Source organism: Massilia atriviolacea, assembly GCF_003953935.1.
Lineage (GTDB): Bacteria > Pseudomonadota > Gammaproteobacteria > Burkholderiales > Burkholderiaceae_D > Telluria_A > Telluria_A atriviolacea.
Genome location: NZ_RXLQ01000010.1, coordinates 170,832 through 196,246 on the forward strand (window position 1 = coordinate 170,832; position 25,415 = coordinate 196,246).

The 25,415-nt window shown below is 66.0% G+C and carries 31 protein-coding genes; 9 read left to right on the forward strand and 22 right to left on the reverse strand.

Annotated features, from left to right (window positions below):
• Positions 1 to 82: 82 nt before the first annotated feature.
• On the forward strand, positions 83 to 520 hold the full coding sequence (locus EJB06_RS19615) for a hypothetical protein (protein WP_126075706.1): 438 nt from the start codon (positions 83 to 85) through the stop codon (positions 518 to 520).
• A 49-nt stretch (positions 521 to 569) separates the two neighbouring features.
• Here EJB06_RS19615 and EJB06_RS19620 read toward each other — a convergent pair whose 3' ends face one another.
• The 7 genes from EJB06_RS19620 to EJB06_RS19650 form a co-directional block, all read right to left on the reverse strand.
• A complete protein-coding gene (locus tag EJB06_RS19620; RefSeq protein WP_126075707.1) occupies positions 570 to 1,454 on the reverse strand; it encodes a dienelactone hydrolase family protein in 885 nt (294 codons plus the stop codon).
• Positions 1,455 to 1,626: 172 nt separating this feature from the next.
• Positions 1,627 to 2,628 (reverse strand): sulfate ABC transporter substrate-binding protein, encoded by a 1,002-nt coding sequence (locus EJB06_RS19625; protein ID WP_307720462.1) that lies wholly within the window; start codon positions 2,626 to 2,628, stop codon positions 1,627 to 1,629.
• A 91-nt stretch (positions 2,629 to 2,719) separates the two neighbouring features.
• Complete coding sequence (locus EJB06_RS19630) at positions 2,720 to 2,932, reverse strand: hypothetical protein (protein WP_126075708.1); 213 nt, start codon at positions 2,930 to 2,932, stop codon at positions 2,720 to 2,722.
• A 127-nt stretch (positions 2,933 to 3,059) separates the two neighbouring features.
• A complete protein-coding gene (locus tag EJB06_RS19635; RefSeq protein ID WP_126075709.1) occupies positions 3,060 to 4,085 on the reverse strand; it encodes a MauE/DoxX family redox-associated membrane protein in 1,026 nt (341 codons plus the stop codon).
• 43 nt (positions 4,086 to 4,128) lie between these two features.
• Positions 4,129 to 5,091 (reverse strand): phospholipase A2 family protein, encoded by a 963-nt coding sequence (locus EJB06_RS19640; RefSeq protein WP_126075710.1) that lies wholly within the window; start codon positions 5,089 to 5,091, stop codon positions 4,129 to 4,131.
• 14 nt (positions 5,092 to 5,105) lie between these two features.
• Entirely contained in the window at positions 5,106 to 5,864 is a 759-nt protein-coding gene (locus EJB06_RS19645) for a hypothetical protein (RefSeq protein ID WP_126075711.1), read from the reverse strand.
• Position 5,865: 1 nt separating this feature from the next.
• Positions 5,866 to 6,375: a PEP-CTERM sorting domain-containing protein gene (locus EJB06_RS19650; protein WP_126075712.1), complete on the reverse strand. Its 510-nt coding sequence runs from the start codon at positions 6,373 to 6,375 to the stop codon at positions 5,866 to 5,868.
• Between the two features lie 393 nt (positions 6,376 to 6,768).
• Here EJB06_RS19650 and EJB06_RS19655 point away from each other — a divergent pair, with 393 nt between their 5' ends.
• The 5 genes from EJB06_RS19655 (at position 6,769) to EJB06_RS19675 (ending at position 10,028) form a co-directional block, all read left to right on the forward strand.
• Positions 6,769 to 7,089, forward strand: coding sequence for a hypothetical protein (locus EJB06_RS19655; protein WP_126075713.1), 321 nt, complete (start codon positions 6,769 to 6,771; stop codon positions 7,087 to 7,089).
• A gap of 16 nt (positions 7,090 to 7,105) precedes the next feature.
• Positions 7,106 to 7,471 (forward strand): response regulator, encoded by a 366-nt coding sequence (locus tag EJB06_RS19660; RefSeq protein WP_126075714.1) that lies wholly within the window; start codon positions 7,106 to 7,108, stop codon positions 7,469 to 7,471.
• A gap of 92 nt (positions 7,472 to 7,563) precedes the next feature.
• Positions 7,564 to 8,295, forward strand: a complete 732-nt coding sequence (locus EJB06_RS19665; protein WP_229427168.1) for a phosphatase PAP2 family protein — start codon at positions 7,564 to 7,566, stop codon at positions 8,293 to 8,295.
• Positions 8,292 to 9,182, forward strand: coding sequence for a diacylglycerol/lipid kinase family protein (locus tag EJB06_RS19670; protein ID WP_126075715.1), 891 nt, complete (start codon positions 8,292 to 8,294; stop codon positions 9,180 to 9,182). Before EJB06_RS19665 ends, EJB06_RS19670 begins: the two co-directional genes overlap by 4 nt.
• Before the next feature lie 9 nt (positions 9,183 to 9,191).
• Positions 9,192 to 10,028 (forward strand): metallophosphoesterase family protein, encoded by an 837-nt coding sequence (locus EJB06_RS19675; RefSeq protein WP_126075716.1) that lies wholly within the window; start codon positions 9,192 to 9,194, stop codon positions 10,026 to 10,028.
• Positions 10,029 to 10,073: 45 nt separating this feature from the next.
• Here EJB06_RS19675 and cls read toward each other — a convergent pair whose 3' ends face one another.
• The 3 genes from cls to EJB06_RS19690 all read right to left on the reverse strand — a co-directional run bounded on the left by cls (position 10,074) and on the right by EJB06_RS19690 (position 14,340).
• Entirely contained in the window at positions 10,074 to 11,465 is a 1,392-nt protein-coding gene (gene cls / locus EJB06_RS19680; protein ID WP_126075717.1) for a cardiolipin synthase, read from the reverse strand.
• Complete coding sequence (locus EJB06_RS19685) at positions 11,462 to 13,543, reverse strand: site-specific recombinase (RefSeq protein WP_126075718.1); 2,082 nt, start codon at positions 13,541 to 13,543, stop codon at positions 11,462 to 11,464. The genes cls and EJB06_RS19685 overlap by 4 nt, the downstream gene beginning before the upstream one ends.
• 92 nt (positions 13,544 to 13,635) lie before the next feature.
• Positions 13,636 to 14,340, reverse strand: coding sequence for a hypothetical protein (locus tag EJB06_RS19690; protein ID WP_126075719.1), 705 nt, complete (start codon positions 14,338 to 14,340; stop codon positions 13,636 to 13,638).
• 176 nt (positions 14,341 to 14,516) lie between these two features.
• Between EJB06_RS19690 and EJB06_RS19695 the strand changes: the two genes are divergently transcribed.
• A complete protein-coding gene (locus EJB06_RS19695; RefSeq protein WP_126075720.1) occupies positions 14,517 to 15,353 on the forward strand; it encodes a branched-chain amino acid aminotransferase in 837 nt (278 codons plus the stop codon).
• A gap of 27 nt (positions 15,354 to 15,380) precedes the next feature.
• On the opposite strand, the gene EJB06_RS19700 is transcribed toward EJB06_RS19695, so the two are convergent.
• From EJB06_RS19700 to EJB06_RS19720, 5 genes are all read right to left on the reverse strand, one after another.
• The gene (locus tag EJB06_RS19700; RefSeq protein ID WP_126075721.1) at positions 15,381 to 15,962 is read right to left on the reverse strand and encodes a DUF3617 domain-containing protein; all 582 of its coding nucleotides are present in this window, start codon (positions 15,960 to 15,962) and stop codon (positions 15,381 to 15,383) included.
• Positions 15,963 to 16,068: 106 nt separating this feature from the next.
• Entirely contained in the window at positions 16,069 to 16,656 is a 588-nt protein-coding gene (locus EJB06_RS19705; RefSeq protein WP_164557971.1) for a DUF3617 domain-containing protein, read from the reverse strand.
• A gap of 55 nt (positions 16,657 to 16,711) precedes the next feature.
• Positions 16,712 to 16,990, reverse strand: a complete 279-nt coding sequence (locus EJB06_RS19710; RefSeq protein ID WP_126075723.1) for a hypothetical protein — start codon at positions 16,988 to 16,990, stop codon at positions 16,712 to 16,714.
• 80 nt (positions 16,991 to 17,070) lie between these two features.
• The gene (locus EJB06_RS19715) at positions 17,071 to 17,526 is read right to left on the reverse strand and encodes a hypothetical protein (protein WP_126075724.1); all 456 of its coding nucleotides are present in this window, start codon (positions 17,524 to 17,526) and stop codon (positions 17,071 to 17,073) included.
• 46 nt (positions 17,527 to 17,572) lie between these two features.
• Entirely contained in the window at positions 17,573 to 18,160 is a 588-nt protein-coding gene (locus EJB06_RS19720) for an NUDIX domain-containing protein (protein ID WP_126075725.1), read from the reverse strand.
• Between the two features lie 85 nt (positions 18,161 to 18,245).
• Between EJB06_RS19720 and EJB06_RS19725 the strand changes: the two genes are divergently transcribed.
• Positions 18,246 to 19,016 (forward strand): DeoR/GlpR family DNA-binding transcription regulator, encoded by a 771-nt coding sequence (locus EJB06_RS19725; protein WP_198420872.1) that lies wholly within the window; start codon positions 18,246 to 18,248, stop codon positions 19,014 to 19,016.
• A gap of 108 nt (positions 19,017 to 19,124) precedes the next feature.
• Here EJB06_RS19725 and EJB06_RS19730 read toward each other — a convergent pair whose 3' ends face one another.
• The 4 genes from EJB06_RS19730 to EJB06_RS19745 form a co-directional block, all read right to left on the reverse strand.
• Entirely contained in the window at positions 19,125 to 19,790 is a 666-nt protein-coding gene (locus tag EJB06_RS19730) for a YiaD family glycine zipper/OmpA-like lipoprotein (protein WP_126075726.1), read from the reverse strand.
• Positions 19,791 to 19,897: 107 nt separating this feature from the next.
• A complete protein-coding gene (locus tag EJB06_RS19735) occupies positions 19,898 to 20,044 on the reverse strand; it encodes a lmo0937 family membrane protein (RefSeq protein WP_103170603.1) in 147 nt (48 codons plus the stop codon).
• A gap of 92 nt (positions 20,045 to 20,136) precedes the next feature.
• On the reverse strand, positions 20,137 to 20,367 hold the full coding sequence (locus tag EJB06_RS19740; protein ID WP_126075727.1) for a hypothetical protein: 231 nt from the start codon (positions 20,365 to 20,367) through the stop codon (positions 20,137 to 20,139).
• Between the two features lie 171 nt (positions 20,368 to 20,538).
• Positions 20,539 to 21,258, reverse strand: coding sequence for a glycine zipper 2TM domain-containing protein (locus EJB06_RS19745; RefSeq protein WP_126075728.1), 720 nt, complete (start codon positions 21,256 to 21,258; stop codon positions 20,539 to 20,541).
• A 236-nt stretch (positions 21,259 to 21,494) separates the two neighbouring features.
• On the opposite strand from EJB06_RS19745, the gene EJB06_RS19750 reads away from it, so the two are divergent.
• The gene (locus EJB06_RS19750) at positions 21,495 to 22,226 is read left to right on the forward strand and encodes a Crp/Fnr family transcriptional regulator (protein WP_126075729.1); all 732 of its coding nucleotides are present in this window, start codon (positions 21,495 to 21,497) and stop codon (positions 22,224 to 22,226) included.
• Between the two features lie 183 nt (positions 22,227 to 22,409).
• Here the strand turns inward: EJB06_RS19750 and EJB06_RS19755 are convergent, their stop codons facing one another.
• The 3 genes from EJB06_RS19755 to EJB06_RS19765 form a co-directional block, all read right to left on the reverse strand.
• The gene (locus tag EJB06_RS19755; RefSeq protein ID WP_126075730.1) at positions 22,410 to 22,631 is read right to left on the reverse strand and encodes a YMGG-like glycine zipper-containing protein; all 222 of its coding nucleotides are present in this window, start codon (positions 22,629 to 22,631) and stop codon (positions 22,410 to 22,412) included.
• Positions 22,632 to 22,656: 25 nt separating this feature from the next.
• Positions 22,657 to 22,968 (reverse strand): BON domain-containing protein, encoded by a 312-nt coding sequence (locus tag EJB06_RS19760; RefSeq protein ID WP_126075731.1) that lies wholly within the window; start codon positions 22,966 to 22,968, stop codon positions 22,657 to 22,659.
• A 142-nt stretch (positions 22,969 to 23,110) separates the two neighbouring features.
• A complete protein-coding gene (locus tag EJB06_RS19765; RefSeq protein WP_126075732.1) occupies positions 23,111 to 25,186 on the reverse strand; it encodes an AsmA family protein in 2,076 nt (691 codons plus the stop codon).
• Positions 25,187 to 25,415 lie beyond the last annotated feature (229 nt).

The following is a 25,415-nucleotide window of genomic DNA, read 5'->3' on the forward strand; positions in this document are numbered from 1 at the left end:
GTATCGACCTTGTCCGTGCGACACCATCTTGCGTTTTTGGTTAGGCTGTCATCACACACCATCCATCATTTCCGGAGGCACCATGACAGGCACCAGCACGCTCGACCCCGATAACTTCCCAGAAACCCCCGACCGCACGCTCGGCAGCGGCCACGGCACCGGGGCGCTCGGTCCCAGCGATTCGTCCGACAGCGGCAGCGACCTGGTCGGTGCGGCCGGCATGTCGCGCGAAGATGTACTCGACCTCGGCAGCGGCACCACCTCCGACCTCGAAGCCGGCAGCGCGGCGGGCGCCGGTCCCGATATCGGCGACGCGAATCTCGACAGCGATACCGATGCCAGCGGCACCGGCGAGCGCGCCGCCGCCGGGCGCGACACCGTGGTGCGCGACGGCGCCGACATCGACGTCGACCACATCGAATCGATTCCCTCGATTCCGCTCGACGAGGACGATCTGGCATTCATGGCCAGCGCGCCGCCGGGCCAGGCGCCAGGCGGCAAAAAGGGCGCCCACCCCTGACAAGCGCGGCCGGCGGCCGCCGACGTGCTGCCGGCGGCGCGGCGCGGGTTTAGCCCAGGTGTTTCTTGAAGAAATCCATGGTGCGCTGCCATGCCAGCCTGGCGGCCGCCTCGTCGTAGCGCGGCGTGGTGTCGTTGTTGAAGCCGTGCTCGACGCCGGGATAGAGGTAGTGCTGGTAATCGACCTTGTTTTCCTTGAGCGCCGCTTCGTACGCGGGCCAGCCGGCCAGGATGCGCGTGTCCTTCTCGGCATCGTGGATCAGCAGCGGGGTCTTGATCTTCGGCACTTCGGCGGCCGGGGCCTGGGCGCCGTAGAACGGCACCGAGGCGTCCAGGTGCTTGACCACGGTCGGCAGGTAGTTGGCGATCCCGCCGCCGTAGCAGAAACCGACCACGCCGACCTTGCCGCTGCCGTTCGGCATGGCCTTGAGGATGGCGCTGGCTTCGACGAAGTCGGCGCGCGTCTTGGCCTGGTCGAGTTTGCCGAACAGTTCGCGCGCCTTGTCTTCGTCGCCGGGGTAGCCGCCGAGCGGGAACAGGGCGTCCGGGGCGAAGGCGATGTAGTTCTCCAGCGCGACGCGGCGGGCGATGTCTTCGATATGGGGATTGAGGCCACGGTTTTCGTGCACCACCAGGACCGCCGGCAACTTGCCCTTGGCGTTGGCCGGCTGCACCAGGTAGCCGCGCAGCTTGCCGTAGCCCTGGGGCGAGGGGTATTCGACGTAGCTGGCCTTGATGCGCGGGTCGGTGGGGGCCACGAGCTGGGCCGCGAAACTGGGGGAGAGGGCGGCGAGCATGCCGGCCGCGGTGGCGCCGCCGACCGCGTAGCGGCCCGCCTGCGACAGGAAGCCTCGGCGGTCGAGCTGGCCGTGTACATACTGGTCGAATAACTTCAGTACTTCGGGATCGAAATCGTTAGCGGTCATGCGGGTCATCGTTGACGTCTCCTCGTAGTGTCGGTGTGGCCTGGAATGATTCCCTTGGCGATCCGATCATACCTCGCCTGAGGGGGCGATGCCGGGCGTCTGCGGTGCGCGCCAACGGGCGCCGCCCCTGGACGGGGCGGCGGTCTTGCGGCTGGAAATGGCCCCAACAGGGGTGCTGCGCTTACTTCTTCAGATACACCTGGTCGAACACCCCGCCATCGGCAAAGTGGGCCTTCTGCGCCTTGGTCCAGCCGCCGGCCGCTTCGTCCACCGTGAACAGCTTGACCTTGGGGAATTGCGCGGCGTATTTGGCGGCAATCTTCGGCACGACCGGACGGTAATAGTTCTTGGCCGCGATTTCCTGGCCTTCGTCGGTGTACAGGAATTGCAGATAGGCTTCCGCCACCTTGCGCGTGCCGCGCTTGTCGACCACCTTGTCGACCACGGCGACCGGCGGCTCGGCCAGGATGCTCAGCGATGGGGCGACGATGTCGACCTTGTCGGGGCCGAGTTCCTTGATGGCCAGCAGGGCTTCGTTTTCCCAGGCGATCAGCACGTCGCCGATGCCGCGTTCGACGAAGGTGGTGGTGGCGCCGCGCGCGCCCGAATCGAGCACCGGCACGTTCTTGTACAGCTTGCTGATGAAGTCCCTGGCCGTCGCCTCGGTGGCGCCCGGCTGGCGCAGGGCATAGCCCCAGGCCGCCAGGTGGTTCCAGCGCGCGCCGCCCGAGGTCTTCGGGTTCGGAGTGATCACGGCGACGCCCGGCTTGACCAGGTCGTTCCAATCCTTGATGCCTTTCGGATTACCCTTGCGCACCAAAAACACGATGGTCGAGGTATACGGCGCGCTATTGTGCTGCAAGCGTTTTTGCCACTGCGGCGCCACGATGCCACGCTCGGCGATGGCATCGATGTCGTAGGCCAGCGCGAGCGTGACCACGTCCGCTTCCAGCCCGTCGATCACGCCGCGGGCCTGCTTGCCCGAACCGCCGTGCGATTGCTTGATCGTGACGTTGTCGCCGGTCTTGGCTTTCCATTGCTTGGCGAACACGGTATTCACGTCCTGGTACAGCTCGCGGGTCGGATCGTAGGATACGTTGAGCAAGGTGACGTCGGCGGCGATGGCAGCTTGTGACAGCACGGTCAGTGCGATCAAGGACTGGCTTATTGTTTTTAACAGCATGGCGGGCTCTCTCGGTGGGAAGTTCGGGAGCCATCAGCATAGAGGCCCCCTCCCGGAAAGAACACGAATTAAATCAGCTTTGCATATGCGTTTAATGTGCCTTGGAGAGGATCAGCAGCCAGCGGCGCATCAGCAGCACTTCCACATGGCCGGGCTCGACCCCGGTGTCGCATTCGATGATCGGGTTGACCGCGTAGAAACGCTTGCGGAAATCGCGCGTGACCAGTACTTCGCGGCGGCCCAGACGCATCATGAATGGCGTTGGAGCGTATTCGAGGCCGAAGTTTCCGTTCAGTGGTGTCATGACAGACTCCTTTTGTGGGTTTGCGTTGATCGAGTGATTCAAGAATAGCACAACTACTGTATGAATCCACAGGTACTGTATAAATAAACAGTTGTCTGTCGTTTTGCCGCATCGGCGCACCTGGCGCTCATTTTTTGCCGGGCCGGGCGCCCGCCGCCAGCGCCAGGATGCGCTCGCGCCCCACCGCCATGGGGGCGGCAATGGCGCCGCCGGCGTCGATGCGCAGCGCGCTGGGCGTGGCCATGACGCCGAACAGGGCGTTGATTTCGCGCTCGCGCTGCAGCACGGCGTCGCCGTCCAGCAGGTCGCCGAGCTTGTCGCGGTTGGCCTCGGCCGCGCCGCTGGTGACGATCACCAGGCGCTCGCCGCCAGGATGGGCGGCGCGCCATGCCGCCAGCGCCGTCAGCACATCCTTGCAGGGCGCGCAGTCGGCGCTGACGAACAGCAGCAGCGCGGGGGTGCCGCCGCCGAGCAGCGTGGCCGACGACACCGGGGAACCGGACAGGGTCACGGCCTCGAAGGCGGGCGCGGGGCCGCGCGGCGCCATGGGTTCGCTGGCGGGGATGCCGGCGGCGGCCAGGCGGTGCTCCAGGTTGTCGATCTTGAGCAGCAGGCGCCCTTGCTGGCGCACCAGCTTGAGCGACAGCCAGCCCTGCAGCATGACCACGCAGGCCAGGGCCAGCGCGGCCAGCACGGCCGTGCCCAGAGCGGCAGCGACCCGGCCCGCCTCGATCAACAGGCCATGCTCGAGGCGTGCATCGCCGAGCGCGACGAGGTAGCCGGCGCACAGCGTCAGCAGCAGGCTGCGCAGGGCGACGCCCCAGCCGACCGGCGCCGCCCCCGCCCGGCCGAAGCAATTGCAGCTCGGATGCCTGTCCTGCAGCAGCGCGAGCGTGACCAGGGCGGTGAGCGTGCCCAGCAGCACGGTGGCCGCCAGCGCGCCGCAGCGGGCCAGCCCGGGAATCAGCAGGCAGGCGGCGATGCACAGTTCGGCCACCGGCAGCGCGGGCGCGGCCCGTTGCGCCAGCCGGGGCGGCACGCCGAAGGCCTGCATGGCGCCGGCGGTGTCGGCGGCGCGCCCTAACTTGGACAGGCCGGCCAGCGCCAGGACCAGCACGACCGTGATGCCGCATGCGACGAACAGGATACCCATCGATGACCTCCCTCAGTGTGTGCGAAGCGAATGGCGGGATCGTTCAGTGCCGCCGCGCGGTAGTCGGTCCCGGCGCTGGCGGGGCGGCGCCGAAGGGCGACATGCGCGGCCCGCCGGCAACGAAGCAGGGCTGGATGCAGACCGGCCCGCTGCCGCAGCAGGTCACGCTGACGCAGGCCCAGCCGGGAGGGCAAGCGGCGCTGGAGGCGCAGCCCGACAGGCCCGCGCACGACTGCGGCGAATGGCAGAAGCCGCTTCCCTCGATGGTCTGGAAGCACACGCAGCCGGGGTCTTCGCAACTCGGCAAGGCGTCGCAGCTGCCGCCCGGGCAGCTCTTGCAGGGTTGCGTGCCGCAGCAGTCGCAGGCCGCCTGTTGCGCCGCCACGTAGGCGGGCGTGCCCCAGCGCTCGGTCCGGACGCCTTCGGCATAGCTGCGCGCGGTGGCGCGGCAGGAGGCGCGCCGGATCCGGTTGCTGTCGAGCCCGAGCGCATTCCGGGCCGGCGGGTAGGCCGCGTCGCAGGAGGCGCGCAGGCAGTCGAGGAAATCGCCGTCGCAGCTGTCGCGCCGGCTGTTGCAGCTGCCCCAGCAGCAGTCGTGGCCGTCGCAGCAGGGGCTGAAGCGGGCCGCGCCGAAGGCGGCGGGGAACGATTGCCCGCCCGCCGCGCCGCAGCCGTTCGGGCGGCAGACGGCGCCCGGGTGCGCGACCCGCTCGGGGCAGGAGGCCAGGTCGGCCAGCGGATGCTTGGGCCGCACCCCGGACGGCGTGCAGCATTCGGTCGCCACGTCGTACAGCTGGCGTCCGCACAGGCAATTGGCGGCGGCCCAGGCCTGCTTCATGCCGACTCCGCCGAGCAGGGCCGAGACGGTCCCGAGCAGCGCCACTTTCAGCACGTCGCGCCGTCCGGCCTGGCTGCCGAGCGAGCGCGCAAAGCGGTCGAAGCCGCCATCCTCCTCTGCGCCGGTCCAGCGCGCCAGTGCCGCCATGGCCGAACGATAGGCATCCATGCATTTCTCCCGCGTCAAGGTCGGTCGGCAAAGCGGTACGGCGTGAGCACGTAATCGGACAGCACCGGCCCCGCCTCGTCGCCGCCGTGCTGCCACGAGCTCAGCGCGGCCGGCGTGGCTTCCGACAAGGAGCGGGTGCTGGCCAGCTGGAATCCGCCCAGCGCCGCGCCGGGCGCCACCTGGTGCGGGTAGGGCGGGGCGTCGTCGGCGGCGTACCACAGGACAAAGCTGCGGCCGTCGGTTTCCACCGCCCAGCCGGGCGGGATGCCGGTGACGGCCACCGGGGCGGCGATCGACAGCGACAGGGTGGCGATTGCGCGGCCGCTGGCGGGCGCTTCGTCGTTGAACACCGTGTAGTTCCAGTGGCCGCCGCGCTGCGCCGATGCCACGCGCGCATGCAGGGTCGGCAAAGCCGGCGCGCTGGCGGGCGGCAGGCGGATGTAGCGGTTCAGGCTCAGGCCGTAGGTGCGGCCGTCCAGCGCGTAGGTGCCGCCCAGGGTGAACAGGTATTTTTCGCCCACCTCCAGGGACGCGCTGGAAAAGCGCGCGGTGAGGTGGGCGGTGGCGCTGGCGCCGATCAGGTCGATCACGATGGGAAAGCCGGGCGGACTGGCGCGGCTGGCCTTGCCGAGCGTCATGGCGGTGACGTGGAGCTTGTCGAGCGGCGCTTCGCCCACGTTCATGATGTGCAGGTTGAGGAAGAGCTGTCCGCCGACATGCTCGATCCCCGCTTCCCCCAGGATGACCCTGGTTGCCGCTGGACGGCTTGCCATGTCAGCCTCCGCGCGCGCGATGCCGTGCCAGTCCGGCCGCCGCCAGCAGCGCGGCCGCCAGCAGCGACACCGTGGACGGTTCCGGGACCACCGCCGGCGCCTCGACCAGGAAGGCGTACGTGGCCGGCTCGCTGACATTGCCGTGCACGTCGAGCGCAAACACGTCCAGCCAATAGCGCGTGCCGCCTACGGCCTCGGGCAGGATATCGACGTGGAACAGCGCGGTCACCTCCGAGATCGTGCGGTTGCCGATGGTAAATTCAATTCCGCCGAGGCGTTGCCGGGGCGCCAGCACGGCATGCGGGTAGGCACTGAATTCAAGAAAGATTTCGGTGCTGAGCAAGTCGTTCCCGCTCAGGTTGGTGATGGTGCCCATGGCGTCCCAGCCGGCCCCGGGCGCCAGCGTGACGTTATAGGCGACCGGCGTGAGGGTCAGCGGCGCGGCGCAGGCATGGTGCGACCAGGACAGGGTCAGCGCGAACAACAGGGTAAACAGTCGATGGCATCGCACAAGGATCTCCCGCGGCAAGGAAAGGGACACAGCTTTCCTGCCGAGTTTCCGGGAAGCGGCGGCGCCCGGTGTTGATCCGCCTCCATCGGACGGGATCGGCGGGCGCCGGCCCGGTGCGCCTTGACGCGGCGCGGCCTGCCGCCGTGCGCAGGCTCAACAAGACGCCCGGCGATCTATGTCCCTGGCATAATATTTGGCGCGCAGCAACATTTTGATTGACTCGTGTGCAAGTCGCGGCGATACTGCGCGCACCCCGGCTGTTGCCGCATGTGATCTGGCGTATGATGCAATGTGTCATTTCCGTGTCCGATAGAACCGGGACAACGGTTTTTATGCCGCCGCCAGTGCTCCTCAAGGCCTGTTGCGGCGCGTTTATTGATTGGGGCTCTATTTATGCCTGACCCAAAGGCGTTCGATGCGGCGCTGTACAACACCGTGCGCAAGCAGGTGCTGCTCCACATCAGGCACAAGCTGCGCAGCATGGAGTTCGACGTCACGGCCCTCGAACTGCATCTTTCCAGCTCGACCAAGACGCTACGGGTGTACGTGACGGTCAGCCGGACCACCAACCTCAAGGCGCTGTACCTGGCCGAAACCATCCTCTGCCAGGAATTGCAGCAGCAGTTCGGCCTGCAGCCGCACGCCTTTTACTGGCGCTATTTCCCCGAACACAAAGCAGCGGCGGCCCAGGCGCCTGGGCCCGCCGCCCATTGAAATGATTTGATTTGTCATGGCTAGTCAAAAAATCCTTGTCGTCGACGATTCGCTGGTGCAGCGCCTGATCGTCTCGGAACTGCTGACCCGGCACGGGCACCGCGTGATCCTTGCCACCGACGGCAAGGAAGCGGTGGAGATGGCGCGCAGCGAACAGCCGGACCTGATCGTGATGGATGTCATCATGCCCAATTTGAACGGCTTCCAGGCCACGCGCGCCATCACCAACGACGAGAGCACCTGGCATATCCCGGTCATCCTGCTCACCAGCAAGGACATGGATTCGGACCGGGTCTGGGCCTTGCGCCAGGGCGCGACCGCCTTCCTCAACAAGCCGCTCGACCACGCCGCGCTGCTGGAGCTGGTCGACACGCTGGAATAGGAACCGGAGGGGGCACGCTTGGCGGTCTGTGCGCTACGAAGCGCGGCGCCTCGTGTACGATTGCAAACGTTGCCGTGCCGCTGGTGCCGGCCGTGAGCCCATCGTTCATCGTGATCAAAGTCCATCCCCGTGTCCGCAGTTTTGTCGTCGCCCGCCTCAGTCCCGAGGGCGAATTCGGTTTGCACGTCACCATCGGCGCCATCCTGATGATGATCGCCGCCGCCCTGTTCGGCAACCTGGCCGCCGATGTCGTCTCGCACGACGACATCACCGAGCTCGACGCCTTCCTGGCCGACTGGTTCCACAGCCATAAGCACAGCATCTGGACCGACCCGATGCTGTTCATCACGCACACCCACGACGTGCTCGGGGTGTGCATCATGGCCAGCGCGCTGGGCCTGTTTTTCTACCTGAAGAAAGCCCGCTACTGGCTGATCTGCCTGATGCTGGCGGTGCCCGGCGGACAGTTGCTCAACGTTTTGCTGAAGTATATTTTCCAGCGCGCCCGGCCCAGTTTCGAGGAGCCGCTGCTGACCTTGTCCACCTACAGCTTTCCGAGCGGCCATACGCTGGGCGCGACCGTGTTCTACGGCGTGCTGGCGGCCTACCTGGTGTGCACGCTGCCGCGCTGGAACGCGCGCATCCTGGCGGTCCTGTTCGCCTGCACCATGGTCGGGCTGGTGGCGCTGAGCCGGGTCTACCTGGGCGCGCATTACCTGAGCGACGTGCTGGGAGCCATCGTCGAGGGCTGCGGCTGGCTGGCGGTGTGCATCACGGGCTGCTCGACCCTGCGCCGCCGGCGCGACGCCCGGATCGGCGAATGACGCCGATCGCCGTCATCGTCAACGGCAGTGCCGGCAGCGGTCACGACGACCAACGCGCGACCGAGCTGCGCGAGAAATTCGCCGCGCACGGCATGGCGGCCGAGGTGACCCTGGCGCGCGGCGGCGAGGAGCTGATCGGCGCGGCCAGGGCGGCGCGCGCGAGCGGCATGCGGATCGTGGTGGCGGGCGGGGGCGACGGCACCATCAACGCGGTCGCCTCGCAGCTGGTCGGCAGCGAAGTGGCCTTCGGTGTGTTGCCGATGGGTACCCTGAACCATTTCGCCAAGGACCTCGGGATCCCGCTGGCGCTGGACGAGGCGATTCGCAACGTGGCGCAGGGGCGGCGCACCCAGGTCGACGTGGGCGAGGTGAACGGCACGATTTTCCTGAACAATTCGAGCCTGGGCCTGTATCCGGACATCGTGCGCGACCGCGAGCGGCAGCAGCGCCGCCTGGGCCGCGGCAAATGGCTGGCGGCCGGCTGGGCCACCATCACCGCGCTGCGGCGCTATCCCTTCCTCAGCCTGCGCCTGATCGTGGGCGAGGACGAACATGCGCGGCATACGCCGTTCGTCTTCATCGGCAATAACGAATACACGATGCAGGGCTTGAGCGTGGGCGAACGCCAGCGCCTCGATGGCGGCAAGCTGAGCCTGTACGTGGCGCAGCGCCCCGGCCGCCTGGGCTTGCTGCGGCTGGGCTGGAGCGCCTTGTGGGGCACCCTGGCGCAGGAGCGCGATTTCGACGTGCTGTCGGTAGAAAACATGGAAATCGCCACCCGCCACACGCGCCTGCGCGTGGCCACGGATGGCGAAGTCACGGTCATGACGACCCCGCTGCGCTACCGGATCCGTCCGGCCGCGCTGACGGTCGTGGTCCCCACTTGAGGAGTTAACATGCGTACATTGGTTCATCTGTCGGATCTGCATTTCGGCCGCGTCGACGACAAATTGCTGGCGCCCTTGCGCGAGCTCATCGAACGGGTGGCGCCGGACGTGCTGGTGGTCTCGGGCGACCTGACCCAGCGCGCCAAGAGCGAGGAATTCGAGGCCGCCAAGGCCTGGCTCGACACCTTGCCGGGGCCGCAGATCATCGTGCCGGGCAATCACGATATTTCGCTGTACAACGTGTTCCGGCGCTTCCTGCAGCCGCTGACGCGCTACAAGCGCTATATCACCGACGATCTCGATCCGATCTATGTGGATCAGGAAATCGCGGTGCTGGGCGTCAATACCGCACGCTCGCTCACCTTCAAGGACGGGCGCGTCAACGAAGAACAGGTGGCCACCATCCGCAAGCAGCTCGACGGGCTCGATCCGGCCATCACGCGCATCATCGTGACCCACCATCCCTTCGACCTGCCGAAGACGGCGGACGACGACGACCTGGTCGACCGGGCGCCGGCGGCGATGAAGGCGTTTGCCGAGTGCGGCGTGGATTTATTGCTGTCGGGGCATATGCACACCAGCCATGCCGGCAATACCTCGGAGCGTTACCAGATGAGCGAGTACGCGGCGCTGGTGGTGCAGGCGGGCACGGCGACCTCGACGCGCGGCCGAGGCGAGGTCAATTCCTTCAACGTGGTGCGGGTCGAGCGCGAGCGGGTGGAAGTGGACCGCTATGGCTGGGATGAGGTGGGATTGCGTTTTTCGCTGATGAAGACCGAGCCGTTCTTGCGGACCGGGAATATCTGGTCGGGCCATACCGAAGGCTTGATGGCCAGCGGGATCTGAGGCGGACGGCGCGCCCCGCCGCATGGCGGGGGCGACGCGCTGGTCTCAGATCCAGTACTCGGTCAGGCGCGCCGCCCATTCCTTGATGCGGTCGCTCCACGGCCGGTCGCGCCATGCTTCGAGGGTGATTTCCTTCGAATCGCGCATGTCTTCCATGAACGCGCTTTCCATGTCCTTGCCGAAGCCGGCATCGAGCACCACCACGTTCAGCTCGTAATTGTGCAAAAAGCTGCGCCGGTCGATATTCGCCGAGCCCACCGTCGACCAGGTGCCGTCGATCACCGCCGTCTTGGCGTGCAGGATCGCCACCTGCAGCTGGTGGATCTTGACCCCATTGCTGAGCAGTTCGTCGTAGAACCCGCGTCCCGCATGGAACACCAGGCCATGGTCGGTCACGCCCGGCAGCACCAGGCGCACGTCCACGCCGCGCCGCGCGGCCGCGCTCAGGGCATCGACAAACTGGCGGTCCGGCACAAAATACGCCGAGGTGATGTGCACCGAGGTCTTCGCTTCCTGGATCGCCAGCATGAAGGATTTGTAGATCTCCGAATCGCGCTCGGGATCGGTGGCCAGGACGCGCACGATCTTGTCGCCGACCGGCGCCAGCGGCGGGAAATACTCGCGCTCGGGCAACTCGCCGGCATCCTGGTTGACCCAGGCATCGATGAAGTGATATTGCAGCGAGGCCACCGCCGGACCTTCGATCTTGATATGGGTGTCGCGCCAGCCGACCTGCTTGCTGTCGGTCGCGTCCGGCTTGCGCTTGGAGCGGAAGAAGGAACTGTTGGCGTAGGTGCTGCTGATATTGATGCCGCCCGTGAAGGCTACCTTGCCGTCGACCACCATCAGCTTGCGGTGGTCGCGGTTGTTCAATTCCCACTTGCCCACGCGCGCCGCCGGATTGACCGGATTGAAGGCAAGCATGGCAATGCCGGCCTGCTGCATGCGCTCGAAGAATTCCTTCGGCGTGCTCAGGGTGCCGACGCTGTCGTACAGCACGTTGACGGTGACGCCCTGTTTCTGCTTGGCGATCAGGACGTCGGCGAACTGCATGCCGATCTCGTCCTGGTCGAAGATATACGTTTCCAGGTTGATCGAGGTTTTGGCGGCGCTGGCGGCGGCCATCATCTCGCGCATGGTGGCGGGACCGTCGAACAGCAGGGTGACCTTGTTGCCGGCCACCAGGGGCACGCCGGTGGCGGCTTCTTCCAGCACGGCCAGCGCCTTCATGTCGGGCGTGGCCCTGGCCCAGCGCCGCGCCAGCAGGTCGGCGGCTTTTTTCTTGTCCATGCGCCCCTTGCCGGTCGCCACGGTCGGGGTTTTCTGCGCCGCCGGCGCCTGGCCCAGGCCCTCCATCGAGGGCAGGGAGGCGCAGGAAGCCAGGCCGACCGCCAGGGCCAGCACGGCAAGCCAGCCGGCGACGCGTGTTTTTGTCATTTCATTCCCCTCAGTGGCGCTGCGTCGGGCGGCTCGGACAGCATGTCCTTGGGCCCGATGAAAAAATCGATGGGGGCGGCCAGGAAGCGCCGTCCGAGTGCTTTCAACAGAAGAATACCGTGTTCGAAGTGAATCTTGCGCGCGCGAAGCGCAACCATCAGTGCCAGGCCGAAACTGACCACCAGATTCACCGTGCCGATCGATAAAAAGCCGCCGATCGAGGTCAGCGCGACCTGCCAGCTCATCTCGTGGTCGAGCGCCACCAGGGCCGTGGCAAAGTTGGCCGAGGAGAAAGTCACGTGGCGGATGTCCAGCGGCAGGCCGAACAGGAAGCCGAGGGTGCCGATGGTGCCCAGCAGCACCCCGAAGTAGAGGTTGCCCATCAGGCTGCCCAGGTTGTTTTCGATGTACAGCGACAGGCGGCGCAGGCGTTCGGCCCCGATCAGGCGGCCCAGGCCGCGCAGCTGGTAGACGCGCTGTGCCATGCGCGTGTAGAGCGCCTTGTTGTCGTAGTAACCCGAGATCAGGCCGGCCACGAACAGGCAGACGCCGGCGATGGCGGCATAGAACAGGGCCGGGCTGTGGATCGGGTCGATGTCGTGCAGCATGTGCATGGCCTTGTCGGGCGTGACCAGGTGGCGCCCGCTGGCGTAGTGGTAGCCGGTGGCGATCAGCCAGGCGGTCGGGATCGCCGTCGCCAGGTTGCCCAGCACGGCAATGCACTGGGTGCGGAAGACCTTGTTGATCAGGGCCGCCATGCTGTCGAGGTCGATGTTCCGCCCATCCTTGCTGGACAGCCCGGCGGCGATGCGCGAGGCGGTCATGGCCGGCTGCTTGGTGGCCACGGTGAAATGCAGCACGTGGATCAGCATGAAGCCGAGCGAGTAGTTCAGGCTGAACAGGAAGGCTTCGACCAGCGGCGCGGCGCGCAGCGTGCCCAGCAGAATCTTGAACAGCGCCATGAAGCCGACGATGAAGCCGGCCCCGGCCGAGGAGTTGAACATGGCGCGCAGCTGGACCCGGCTGTCGGCGATGTAGTGTTCGCCGGTGCGGCTGGCGTTTTCGGTGACATTGCGCGCCAGCAAGTCGATATTGTCGGCGAACAGGTCGCGCACCGTGTACTTGTTGTTATGCGCTTCGACCAGTTCCTGGGCCAGGGCGATGGCGCCGGCGCGGCGCGGGCCGATGGGCTGGGCCTCGTCGCTTAGCGAGACGAGTTCGACACTGGGCGCGGCCGGCAGGCGGCCGCTGACGTCGACCAGGAACAGCAGCTTGCGCAGGCGGTCGATGCTCTGGGTCAGCGCCACCAGCAGGTAAGTCAGGGCCACGCTGGTGCCGTGGCTGAGCGCGTTCTTGCGGATCTTGGCGACCACGCTGTCGCACTGGTCGAGCATCACCAGCAGGTGGCGCGCATCGTCGACGCTGGCCGCTTCGCCGGCCATCAGGCGCGCATAGCCGTCCAGGTAGTTGTTGACCTCGATGTTCTGCATGAGGAAGGGCGAATCGAAGTTTTCGATATCGGCGTGGCTGCCGATCAGGCGCGGCTCGAATCCGAGCGCGCAGACGCGGCAGGAAATCGTGCGGATCGCCTCCAGCATGCCGAGCACGGTGGTGCGGGCGGCGTTCGGCGGCGCCGTCAGGGGCGCGGGCGCGGCGCTGGAAACCACGTCGAACAGTTCCAGCCAGTCGGCGGCGGGCACGCTGCGGATCCAGCGGTAGTCGGTCTTGATGTACAGCACCTGGTCGATGGCGTCGCTCAGGTACACATCGCCCAGCGCGGGCGGCAGGAAGCGGTAGGAAATGCGGCGTTTCAGTTCGGTGAAGAAGCCATCGTTGGAGAGCACGCCGATGTCGGTGTACAGGCTGGCGTGGCGGCGGCTGTCGAGCAGGCGCGTGAGGTAGCTGCGCAGCGCGGAAGCCTGCTCGGGATTGCCCTTGAGCAGCTGGCACAGGGTGCGCACCCGCTCGGCGCTGGTGGCAATCCGGGCGCGGCGGCGCGGGCGCAGTTTTTCCACCAGGTCGACCAGCACGTCAATGCGGTCGCTATGGGGATCGATTCGTTCTAAAGTGGAAAGCATGAAAGATAGCCGGAGCAACAGATACTAAAGACGTAGTGTACGTGTTGTTGCTCCGAAACTTTGTTCGGTAGCGTACAGACGGTGACGGCCGCCTATTTCGGGCACAAGGTATATTTCTTTTTGCCCATCGGATCCTCGACCGAGGGGTAGGTGACGCAGTAGGTGCCCAGCGCCGTCCTGATCTTGTACTTGCGGGCACCGCCATCGGCGTTGCCGGTAGTAACTTCTTCGATCTCGGCTTTTTCGAACAGGGTGGGATTGCGCCGCGCCGACTCGATGCCGGCGATCAGGCGCTTCTGCGGCGAATCGTCGGGTGTGCCGAACTTGTTGAGCGATTGCTTTTGCAAATCCTTGTCTATCTTGGCGAGGTCGGCAAAGGCGCGCTTGCGGATGGCGTCGGCGCTGCCGGGCGGGGGCGCTTCGGCGAAGGGATCGGCCGGCACCACCGTGATGGCGGGCGCCTCGCTGTCGGCCACGGGCGGCGCTTCGCTGGCGCGGGAGGGCGGCGCCGCTGCCGGGAGCGCTGGATCGCGGCGCGGGCGCGCGCTCGGCAGCGGCGCCCTGGCGGCGCTGGCGGCCGGCGCGGGCCGGGTGGCGGGGAGCGGCGCGGCAGCTATCGGGGCGCTGGTGGCGATCCACTGGATGCGCGGGCCGCTTTCGGCGTCGCGCTCGGACGCCTGTTCGCGCGTCTGGCGCCATGCCAGCAGGAGCGCCGCGTGCAGGCCGATGACGATGCCGATCGTCAGCCAGCGCGTTGGCCGTCGGGGAGAAGCGAGGTCGGTGGGCAGCGTCGACAAATTGGAATGCCTTAGGTGAAAACAATGATTGCAACATTCTCAATGCTAACAGGTACGGAGCGCTTATTGCTGCGCTGCATTGGAGCTCGCCCTCTAACCGGCCGGCGCGGGGGAAGGTCTGAGCTGTGGGGCAAGTTCGGTTAAACTCCTTGAACAACGATGAATAGGGAGCAATGATGTATCTGACTTATTTCAAGGGGCAATGGGCCGAAGGAAACGTGCCGCTGTTCGGCGCGATGGATCACAGCACCTGGCTGGGCTCGTCTGTATTCGACGGCGCGCGCGCCATCCGTGGCCGCTTGCCCGACCTGCGCCCGCACCTGGAGCGCGTGATCCGCTCGGCCGAGCGGCTCGGCCTGCAATGCCCGCTGACGGTCGACGAAATGGAAGCGCTGGTGCGCGAGGGCGTCGCCCGATTCCCGGCCGACGCCGAACTGTATGTGCGCCCGCTGGTGTTCGGCGCCGACGGCTTTCTGGTGCCGGTGCCCGACAAGAGCGCCTTCGCGCTGACCCTGTTCGACGCGCCGATGCCGCCGTTTACCGGCTTTTCGGCCTGCCTGTCGACCCTGTGCCGGCCGGACGCCAATATGGCGCCGACCGACGCCAAGGCCTCGGCCCTGTACGCCAACACCACGCGCGCGATCCGCGAAGCGAGCGCGCGCGGTTTCGAGAATGCGGTGGTGGTCGACAGCGACGGCAACGTGGCCGAGTTCGCGACCTCAAACCTGTTCCTGGTCACGCCCGAGGGCACTGTGGTGACGCCGGTGCCGAACGGGACTTTCCTGGCGGGGATTACGCGCGCCCGCGTGATCGGCTTGCTGGCCGAGGCAGGGGTGGCGGTGGAAGAGCGCAGCGTCCATCCGGACGAGCTGCTGACTGCGGTGGAAATCTTTAATACCGGGAACTACGGCAAGGTCACGCCCTGCATCCGCTACGAGCAGCGCACGCTGGCCATCGGGCCGGTGGCGACCCTGGCGCGCGAGCGCTACCTGGCGTTTGCCGGCGCGGCCTGAGCCCAGCGCCGCGCCGGCCGGCCCCGCTTATTTTTTGGCGGCGGTCGGCTTGATCTCCATCGGCTTGATGCTGCCGCAGTCGGCGCCCAGCCATTTGCCCTTGGTCTCGGTGGTGATGACGTCCTTCTTGCCGGTGACGCTGGTGGTCATTTTCATGGTCGAGGTGTACTCGTTGCCCTGATACACGGTCTTGCCTTCGCCGGACGAGGCCGGGGTGGCGCAGGTGAACGAAAAGGTCTGGGTGCCGCCCACGTTGGCGCCCTGCTTGTACTTGCAGTTGCCGTCGTCGAGGCCGATGTTGGCGCCGGCGTCGATCATTTTCTGGCTGACGCAGGCCTTGACGGTAAAGCTGCCGTCGGCGTTCATCGACATGGCCGGGCCGCCCGGCTGGTTCATCGACTTTTCCATTTCCTTGCGCTGGGCCGCAGGCAGGTTGGCGATGTGCTTTTGCGAATCGGCCATCGCCTTGGCGGTGACTGGATCGGACGAGGTGGTCTTGCTGACGCTTTCCCACAGGCCCGGCTTCATGGTCTGGGCGAAGGCCGGCGAGATCGCCATGGCGGCTGCGGAAACGAGGGCGAGGGCGGTCAGGCGGAAACGTTGATTCATAGCTACTCCAAGTGGGAATCCGCTAGTGTAGCCTGAAACGGGCACGCGATGTTGCTACATTAATATTGCCTGACCGGCATCCCGGCACCCCGCTACCCAGGCACCCCTATCTGGCGCCGCCCGGCTTGATCTCGATCGGTTTGACGTTGCCGCAATTGGCGCCCAGCCACTTGCCCCTGCCTTCCATGACCATGGTTTCCTTCTGGCCGGTGGCGCTCGAGCTCATCGTGACGGTCGAGGTATACGTAGTGCCGCCCTGGAACGACACCTTGCCCTGGCCGGACGACGGCGGATTGGCGCAGGAGTAGGAAAAGCTCTGGGTACCGCCGGCCAGCGGGCTTTTCTTGTGGGTGCAGTTGCCGTCCTGCGGGCCGAGATAGTTGCCGCCCGCGTCGTCGATCATTTTCTGGGTGACGCACATCCTGATGGTCACGCTGCCGTCGGCGTTCATGTCGAACTGCGGCGCACCCGACTGGCCGGCCATGTTCGCCATCGCCTTGCGCTGTTCCGGGGACATCGACGCGAGCTGCTTTTGCATCTCGGCCATGGCCTGGGCCAGCTGCGGGTTTTGCGAGGTGGTTTTGCTGGTGCTTTCCCACAGGCCGGGCTTCATGGCCTGGGCGAAAGCGGGGGCGCCGCAGCAGCTTGCGGCGGCAACGAGGACGGCGGCGGTCGGACGAAGGCGTGGGATCATGGCGGCTCCTGTGGCAAGCCGCCAGTCTAGCGCGAAACGGCCTGCGCCGCGCCGTTCAGTTGAACCCGTCCTCGTCGAGGCCGTCGTCGAGCTCGTCGTCGGCCTCATCGGCATTGCCGGACTGGCTGTCGTTGCCGGCCAGGATATCGCCGCGCGCGCGCCAGGCCGTGTCCGAACCGACCGCTTCCAGCAAGCCCTTGACGCGGCGCACGCGCGCGCTCTGGTTGGCGTTGGTCTGGCCGCTGGCGCTGGGCGGCGCCGGGGCCGGCGCCGGCGCTTCCGCGCTCCAGGATTGCAGAGAATCCAAAAAATGGGCAAAACGCTCCGTGCTCATACCGTGCTCCTGTGCGAGTGGTCAACCTGCGAAAAGTGGGTACTGCCATGAACAACGCGGTGCAGCCAGCGGCGCCGCCATCAACGCACCTGCTGGAACACGGCCAGCAGGCGCGCGTAGCCGAGCAGGTAGGCGAGCAGCGCCGCCAGCGCGCAGGGCAGGGCCAGGGCCCATGAACGGCGCGCATAGTCGGTGCCGAAGCGCTCGCGCACAGCACGTTCCTGCGGGCTGGCGACGGCGATGTACCAGACCAGCAGCAGGCCGATGTGGCCCATCTGCAGCGGCGAGGCATCGTTGCTTAACAGGGAAAGATAGAAATTCAGGATGAGTGCGGCGAGGCAGGCGGCGAACCACCAGCAGGCGTGCAGGGCGCGCTTCGGTTCGCCCAGCGCTTCCCAGTTGCGGATCATGAGGTACGTGCCGAACAGCGGCGTGAACAGCAGGCTCCAGCAGGCGGCGGCGTCCGGGTTCCACAGCGCCGCGCGCTGCCCGGCGTGCGCGGCCGGGGTGTCTGGGAGGGAAGGATGTGCATTCATGTGTGCAACTATCGCGTGCCTCCCACGCCGATGTATTGATCTGGCGCTAGCTTTGCGCCGACATCAGATGCAACTGGAGATATTGCAACAGCAGGACGGTCTTGCCATCCATGATCTCGCCGCTGGCCATCATCGCCAGCGCCTGCTCGAAGCCGAGTTCGAGCACGTCGATATCCTCGCCCTCGGCGGCCAGCCCGCCGCCCTCGCCGACCTTGTGTTCCGGCTCGTAGGCGCCGACGAAAAAGTGCAGGCGTTCGGTGACCGAACCGGGGCTCATGAAGAGGTCGTAGATTTTACGGACATCGGCAACGCGGTAGCCGGTTTCTTCCTCGGCTTCCTGGCGGATGCGCTGTTCCGGACTGGCATTGTCGAGCAGGCCGGCGGCCGCTTCGATCAGGAAGCCGTCGTGGCCGTTCACGAAGGCGGGAATGCGGAACTGGCGCGTCAGCAGCACGGTGCGCTGGCGCAGGTTGTACAGCAGGATGACGGCGCCGTTGCCGCGATCGTAGACTTCGCGCGTCTGGCTTTGCCAGCTGCCGTCGCGCCGGCGCAGCGAGAAGCTCAGGCGTTTCAGGATGTACCAGTTGTCCGACAGCAGTTCTTCCTTGTCGATCCGTACCCGGGTGTCTTGCATGATGGTTCCTTGTGATTGTGCTTGGTGTTTTTTAGAATATCGTGCAAAATCGTGCAATGTCAAGAAAATACGTGCAGGAGCAAGCATGCTGACGACCCAGCGAAAACAATATCTGATGGACCTGTTGCGGCGCGACGGGCAGGTGGTGGCCAAGGCGGTGAGCGAAGCGCTGGGCTTGTCGGAAGACACCATCCGGCGCGACCTGCGCGAGCTGGCGCGCGAAGGCTTGCTGCAGCGCGTGCACGGCGGCGCGATGCCGGCCTTGCCCGCGTCGCCGGCGCTGGCCGACTTCGGCGCGCGCGCGCAGATGTCGCCGGACGCCAAGGCGGCCATCGGGCGCACCGCGGCGAGCCTGGTCATGCCGGGGCAGGTGGTGTTCGTCGACGGCGGCACCACCTCGGCTCATCTGGTGCGCGCGCTGGCGCCGGATTTGCGCGCCACGGTGCTTACCCACAGCCCCTCGGTGGCGCTGGCGCTGCTGGGGCACGAACAGCTGGAGGTGATCATGCTGGGCGGGCGCCTGTACCGCCATTCGGTGGTGGGGGTGGGCGCGGCCACGCTGGAAGCGATCGGCCAGGTGCGCGCCGATCTGTATTTCATGGGCGTGAGCAGCATCGATCCGGAAGCGGGGCTGTCGACCGGCGACTTCGAGGAGGCGGCCGTCAAGCGCGCGATGTGGCGCGCGGCCGCGCACACGGTGGTGCTGGCCTCGCCGGAAAAACTGGCGACGGCCTCGCCCTACCGGATCGCCGGTGCGCAGGAGATCGGGGCCATCGTCGTGGCGCACGGCAGCGACGAGGCTTTGCTGGCGCGCTACCGGGCGCTGGGGGTGGCGGTGCATGTGGCGCCGGCGTAAAAGGGCTGCGTGCAGTGGCGCCCGTCGTGCAGGCGGAGAGCGAAAAAAAGCGGCCGACGCTTGTGGCGCCGGCCGCTTTGACCATGCAGGTCCGGTACGGCGCGCGGCTTAACCCTGGCGGTTCGGCTCGGCGACGTAGATCTCGACGCGGCGGTTGCGCGCGCGGCCGGAAGCGTCGTCGTTCGAGGCGATCGGCTCGCGCTCGCCACGGCCGTCGATCATGATGCGGTTCGGCGAGACGCCGCGCGCCGCCAAATAGTCGCGGGTCTGGGCGGCACGGTCGACCGACAGCGGCTGGTTGATGGAATCGTTGCCGGTGCTGTCGGTGTGGCCGACGATGGTCACGGTGGTGGCCGGATGCTCTTGCAGGGTCGCGGCGAAGCGCTCGAGCACCGGACGGAAATTCGATTTGATGTCGGAGCGGCCGGTGTCGAAGGACACGTCGGCGGGCACTTCGAGTTTCAGGCGGTTATCCTGGGTCTGGCTGACCTGGATGCCGGTGCCGCGCGTGGCCTGTTCCATCGCCTGCTTTTGCTGTTCCATGCGGTTCGACCAGATATTGCCGATGATCGCACCGGCAGCGCCGCCGATGATGGCGCCCTTGCCGGCACGTCCGCCGCTGCCGGCGGTGGCGCCGATGATCGCGCCCAGGCCGGCGCCGACACCAGCGCCCGTTGCCGTACCGCGCTGGGTGGCGGACATGTCGGCGCAACCGGTCGCCAGCATGGCGACGACGGTGATGCCGATCAGGGAGGTAGTCAGGTTCTTTTTCATAGTGTGGCTCCTAAAAGTAATTAATCCGTTTCGCTGTCACACCAGGCTAAGCCAGGCGCGACCGCGAAACGGATCGGACATCAGTCGATGGCCAGGTGATGCGTCAGCTAGATACCTCGTCCGCTGATGAGGCGCACCAGGATCATGATGACAGCCACAACCAGCAGGATGTGGATGAAGCCACCAATTGTATATGAAGTGACCAGGCCAAGCAGCCACAGGATCAGAAGTACGACGGCGATTGTATAGAGCATGATTTTGTCCTCGGTGGGTTTTTATAGACGACTGGTATGTCGTGAATGCAGTATGCAGAACTCTTGCATGCCGCTCCGTACGCTGGCGTACATTAAAAATAAGTTTTTTGTTCGTTTTGCAAGGCAGGCAACCATCCCAACACGCCCGCCAGGCCAACGAGACCGATCAGGCAGGCCACCAGGCCGCCGGCAATCAACAACACCACATCCTGGGCCTGCATTGTGGCGCTGCTGCCCGCCGCGACAGGTCCCGCGGCGCTGAAACCGAACAGCGTCACGATGATGCCCCAAGCTAAAATGCCGATCCAAACCATGCGGTTCATGATAATTCCCTCGTCTCTGGTGATACTGCCCCGCCTTTTGCTGCAGGCGTGACGCTATTTTCGCGCCCCCTGGGCAGCCCATCGGTTCGATGGCGCACATTGCAAACAAGAAAATAAAACGGCCTGTGGAAATTGCCACAGGCCGTTGTTTTTTTGTACAGCAAGCGTGAATCAGACGGCGGATCGCAAGGTCCCGTCGACCACCTTGACGCGGTCGCCGACGCGCCAGCCGGCCGCGCTCTGCTGATGGAAGGTGCGGGCGCCGCCATCGTCGAGGCGGACCCGGATTTCGTAGCTGCGCGTCGCTTTCAGGTTGCCTTCGACCTGGTTGCCCACCACCGCGCCGCCGACCGCGCCGGCCACCGTGGCCAGCTTGCGGCCGTTGCCGCCGCCGACCTGGTTGCCGAGCAGGCCGCCGAGCACCGCGCCGCCGGCCGCGCCCAGGCCGCTGCCCTGGGCGCGCTGGCTCACTTCGCGCACCGATTCGATGTTGCCGCAGTGCGCGCACCAGCGCGCGCGCGCCGGCTCGGCCGCCACGTGGCGGGCGGCGGGGACCGCTTTACGGGCGGCTTGCACGGGCGCCGGCGGTGGCAGCTCATCCGGCGCGGCGCGCTCGCTTTCCTGTAGCGGCGGGCGCTGCGGGGCGGAGCCGGCGCCCGGCGCGTCCAGCGCGGCCAGGGTGCGTGGCGCGCCGTCCTGCAATGCGGAGGCCAGCATGGCGCGCTCGCTCTCGCTCAGCTCGGCCCTGGCGGGCGTGCCGCCGATGGACGAGGGAATCCAGCCGAGGATGGCAGCGGTGCCGGCGCCGCAAAACACGATCACCGCGACAGCGGCGGCGATCAGCAAGGGATGCTGAGGGTGGCGCGGCGCGCGGGAGGAAGGGCTGCTCATGGTGGTTCCTTTGGTTGTAGGTGTGGTGCTGCACTGTCGGGTTGATGCCGGCCATTCTCCCGAGGATGGGACCGTCCTTCCGTGCGTCACCGTACATACTTTGCCTATTATTGCCGTTACGCTGATTGAAATTGTTTGTAAATGTATCTGTCGTACCTACTGGCCCGTCCCTATCTAATGATCGCTATCCGTTTTGTCTCATGGTCGACCACGCGCAACGCCCACCGGAGGGAGCGATGAATCACGTTTCCGCCGTCGAGTTCGACCACCCGAACGGCAACCAGCTGCTCGCCGCCCTGCCGCACAACGACCTTGCGCGGCTGTCTCCCTTGCTCGAACCGGTCCAGGTGGAAGTGGGGGAGGTGCTGTATGAGCCGGCCGAGCCGGTTCGCCATATCTATTTTCCTCACGACAGCCTGATTTCCCTGCTGGGCGTGGCCGAAGGGCGCATGACGCTCGAGGTCGGCCTGGTCGGGCGCGAAGGCATGCTCGGCGCGACCGTCGCGCTCGGGCACGACACGGCGCAGACGCGCGCCATCGTACAGCGCGCCGGTTGCGCCAGCCGCATGGACAGCGCCAAGTTCCGCACCGAGTTCGCGCGCAATCCGGCCTTGCAGCGGGTCCTGTACCGCTACACCGATACCCTGCTGGCGCAGGCGATCCAGATCGCCGTGTGCAGCCGCTTCCATGTGCTCGAAGCGCGCCTGGCGCGCTCGCTGCTCATTACGCGCGACCGCCTCAAGTCCGACAAATTCCACCTGACCCATGAATTCCTGGCGCATGCGCTGGGCGTGCGCCGGGTCGGCGTGACCAAGGCCGCCAGCGCCCTGCAGCAGCAGGGGCTGATCATCTACAGCCGCGGCAATATCGAGATCCTCGACGTGCAGGGACTGGCCGCCGCCTCCTGCAAATGCTACGAGATCGTCAAGGAAGCGGGCGCCAGCGCCCTGTCGACCGCCTTCGTCTGACCCTGCGGCAGCCGGCCCGCCGGGCTGGCCGCTGCCGCGACCGTATTCCTCCCCTGTATTTCTCGCCTGTATTTCTTCCGTGTCTTGATCCCATCTATCCCTGTTCCCGCGTCGCGGGGCCGCATGCGCTGCAGACGTAAAAAAACCCCGCAAGCGGGGTTTTTCGCAATCAGGCAAAGCGGATCATTTCGGCGGCTTGACCTGGTTGCCGATCACGCCGCCGACCGCTGCGCCGCCGACGGTACCGACCGCGCTGCCGCCGGTCAGTACGCCGCCGACAACCGCGCCGGCACCGGCGCCGATGGCCGTGTTCTTATCCTGGGCGGACATGCCTGCGCAGCCGCCCAAACCGAGCGCCACTGCGACCAGCGACGCGCTCACTACCAGTTGCTTGATTGTCTTCATGGCGATACCTCTTTGATTGCGTTGCTTACTTCATGCGAATGTCGTTTTTCACCGACTTCACACCTTTGACGTCGCGGGCGACTTTGCCGGCGGTAGCGATGCTGTCCTGTGCAGCAACGAAGCCGCTCAGTTGCACCACGCCCTTGAAGGTTTCAACGTTGATTTCCGAAACTTTCAGGGTTGGCTCGTTGACGATCGCTGCCTTCACGCTGGTGGTGATGACGCTGTCGTCGACGTATTCGCCAACGCTTTCTTTCTTGTCGGTCGCGGCGCAGCCGACAACGGTGGTCAGCATCAGGGCGGCGATCAGGGTCGAAACGATTTTCAGGTTTTTCATGGTGTGTTCCTCTATGGTGGTGGTCTATGTTGTTATGCGTTCGGTGGTGCGTGTCGCCCAACCGATGTGTGAAGATTACCGGCTGCCGAGCTCGTGGTCTGTTCGGCAACGCACATAAGTGACAAAACGCAATTTTTCCGCACTAGCGCCGGGGGCGGACGTTGCTGGCCGAACCCTGGCGCTTGCCGGGCGGCGGCGCCACCGGCTTTTCGCGCGCCTCGGCCAGCAGGCGGGCGCAGCCGCTTTCCTGGCCCGGGCCGGTGGTGACCAGCGGCAGCAGGGCGGCCGGGGCCGCGACCAGGCCCAGCGCCACGGCGCCGCCGGCCTTCAGGGCCAGCGCCCCCTTGTCGACGCTCACGTCGGGTTTGGAAAAGCTGCCGCGCACGTGCAGCGGCGAACGCAGCGAGAAGATGCGCAAGCCCTTGGTCTTGGGATTCAAGGTCAGGTCGATCTGCTCGTTGGCCAGGTTGACGCTGCCCTGGCCGTTGATGAGCGCTTCTTCGGTATCGACCACAAAGAAGCGCGTCTGCATCAGCCCGTTGGTGACCTGGAAATCGGTGGCCATGCAATTGAGCTTGACCTGCTTGTCGCCGAACAGCGTGGTCAGCACGATATTGCCGATATTCAGGCCCGCCTGTTCCAGCAGCATCTTGCTCACCGTGCCTTCGTCGATCAGCGCCTTGACTTCGCCGTTCGAGGCGGCCAGCAGCGAGGCCACCGAATTGCCGGTGGCGGACAACTGGGCGTCGCCGTTGATCTGGCCCACGGTGGCCTTCATCTGCTGCATCGAGGGGAACAGTTCCTTGATCTTGATATGGCGCGCGCTGACCTTGGCGGTGGCCTTGATGGCTTGCTCGCCCTTGCCGCTGCCGTCGAGCCTGATGGTGGAGGTCATATTGCCGCCGGCCATGCGGAAATTCAGCGGCGCCAGGGTCAGCACGCCATCCTTGAGGATCAGGTGGGTGCTCAGTTTGCTGATCGGCAGCTGCTTTTCGCGCACGATGCGTTCGGCCGCGTAATGCACATCGGCGTCGATCGCGGTCCAGCGCTCGGTGCGGAACGATTCGACCGGCAGCACCTTGCCTTTCGGCTGCACCGCCTCGACCCCGCGCGCGGCCTTGCTGGCGTTCGAGTCGGCGCCGACCAGCGGCCCCAGGTCGGCGAACTGCAGGAGATTGGACGACACTTTGCCGCTCAGTTTGCCGCGCGGCTTGCCGGTCTGGTATGCCATGTGGCCGGCAATATCGCTCGAACCGACCTTGCCGGTGAACTTGTCGTAGACCCAGCGGCTGCCGGTCTCGCCCAGTTCGCCGGTCAGGCGGCCCTCGGTGCGGAAGGCCGGCGTTTCCGGCAGCAGCAGGCCGGTCAGGGTGTACAGGCGCGCCATGCTGGCGCCCGACAGCTTGAGGCGCACGTCCACCGCGGCCAGCTTGGTCGGCTTGGTGACGGTGCCTTCGATTTCGATGTGGGTCTTGCCGACGCGCAGGTCGGCCTGCACAGGGTAGGGCGTGCTCTGCTGCTTGAGCGAGAGCACCGCCCCGGCCTTGCCGCCGCCGCTCACGGGACCGTCGTTATAGGTGCCGCGCAGCTTCCAGCTGATGCCGTAGGCGGGGTCGGCGTTGACGGTGTCGACGTCGGCGACCAGGTCGATATTCTCGAGCGCATCGTTGAACTTGACCACGCCCTTGGTGAAGATCACGCGTTCCAGGTCGAGCTTCCAGCGCGCCGGCTGGTCTTCGTTGCGGAAGGTCCAGTTGTTCCTGCCATCCTTGTCGCGGCGCAGGTCGATCGCCGGCGCGTCGAAGCGCAGCACGGGAATGGCGATGGTCTTGCGCAGCAGCGCAAAGGGATTGAGCGAGAACGAAAACTGTCTGACCGAGGCCATGTCGCCCCGATTGGCGCCCGCCATGCCGGCCGGCTGGCCCACATGCACATCGTTGGCGACCAGGTGCGGCCAGGGCACCAGGTCGCGCCAGGTGCGGTCGCGCTCGGCCATGACCGTGGCCGGTTTTTCCCAGCTCAGGTCGAGATTACCCCGCACTTCGAAGGGGCGGTCGATCGCTTCGCTGGCCTTGGCATTGAGCCAGGGCCTGGCCTTGTTCCAGTCGTAGGTGAGCAGGATGGCGAGCGCGACGAGGGGAATCGCGACCAGTACGGCCACGACGGCGAGAATCACTCTGGTGCGGCGGCCAGACGGGGCCGGAGCGGCTTGACTCATGATGATCCTTATTGTGGAAGTGGGCTCACTTTAAGCGATAAGGGTAGGGGTTTGTGTACGTTAGCGCACGGTCGCGCGCCCCCCCGGGCGTAAAACATTTGCTATGTGCGGCAGCGAACCGAACTTGCCAATGAAACAGCTTATAACGTTATCACGACATCACTACACCTCATGGAGAAACACGATGAATGCACAAATCAAGAATCAAGTCGGTAAAGTTGTTTGCGCT